Consider the following 1,294-nt stretch of genomic DNA (forward strand, 5'->3'; position numbering starts at 1 on the left):
TGTCACGTTGTTCAGGCTCTCATGGTATCGCCGGTGATTGTAGTGTTCGACGAAGGCCTCGATTTGGGCTTCGAGATCGCCCGGCAGGAAGTAGTTTTCCAGCAAGATGCGATTTTTGAGAGTCTGGTGCCAGCGCTCGATCTTGCCCTGGGTCTGGGGATGCAATGGAGCGCCACGCACATGGCTCATGCCTTGCGCCTCGATCCATTCAGCCAGTTCGCCGGCGATATAGCTCGGGCCATTATCGCTGAGCAACCGAGGCTTGTGGCGCACGTGGGCCTGATCACAGCCTGAAGCACTGAGCGCCAGTTCCAGCGTATCGGTCACATCCTCGGCACGCATGGTGGTGCATAGTTTCCAGGCGATGATGTAGCGAGAGTAATCGTCGAGCACCGTCGACAGATACACCCAGCCCCAACCGATGATCTTGAAATAGGTGAAATCGGTTTGCCACATCTCGTTGGGGCGGCTGGTTTTGCGTTTGAACTCATCGGCCGCCTTGATCACCACGAAGGCTGGGCTGGTGATCAGATCATGTGCCTTGAGCAGGCGATAGACCGTGGCTTCCGATACAAAGTAGCGCTTTTCGTCGGTGAACCGCACTGCCAACTCTCGGGGGGACAGCTCGGACTGCTCCAGCGCCATATCGATGATCTGGTCATGGATCGCAGTGGGGATTCGATTCCAGACCCGGCCTGGCGCGGATGGACGGTCCTCCAGCGCTTCAGGGCCGCCTGCCAGATATAGATCATACCAGCGGTAAAAGGTTCGGCGTGCGATTCCCAACTGCTCCAGCGTGCGCTTTGTCGGCAGGTGGGATTGCTCGACGATCCGGATAATCTCGAGCTTCTCAGATGCGGGATACCTCATTCGTCGACCTCCCCATCCGCGATCATGCTTTTTTTAAGCAGCCGGTTTTCCAGCGTCAGATCGGCGACGCATTCCTTCAGGTCATGTGCCTCACGGCGCAAGCCCTTCACCTCGTCGGTGGTTGCTGCCCGGACCGTGTCACCAGCCAGCCGACGCTTGCCGGCCTCCATGAACTCCTTGGACCATGTATAATACAGGCTTTGGGCGATCCCTTCGCGGCGGCATAGCTCCGCAATGCTGTCATCGCCACGTAAGCCTTCCAGCACGATCCGGATCTTGTCCTCCGCCGAGAAGTGGCGCCGCGTCTTGCGGCGGATATCTTTCACCACCTGTTCGGCGGGGGCTTTGGAGGGTGATTTCGATTTTGAGGATTTGGGTCTCATCTGCGTTCCTTCGTCACTCCGACGAGACCCAAATCCTCCTT

1 protein-coding gene is annotated in these 1,294 nt (G+C 57.9%); it reads right to left on the reverse strand.

Annotated features, from left to right (window positions below):
• Window positions 1-1,253, reverse strand: a protein-coding gene (locus tag Q0601_RS24595; protein WP_305292842.1) for an IS3 family transposase whose coding sequence is annotated in 2 segments (ribosomal slippage) — window positions 1-905 and window positions 905-1,253 — 1,254 coding nt annotated over the 2 segments. Because the reading frame shifts where the segments join, the coding sequence is not laid out codon by codon here. This gene is flagged as partial in the annotation.
• Window positions 1,254-1,294: the final 41 nt, after the last annotated feature.

Origin of the sequence: Paracoccus wurundjeri (assembly GCF_030678915.1) — a bacterium.
GTDB classification, from domain to species: domain Bacteria; phylum Pseudomonadota; class Alphaproteobacteria; order Rhodobacterales; family Rhodobacteraceae; genus Paracoccus; species Paracoccus onubensis_A.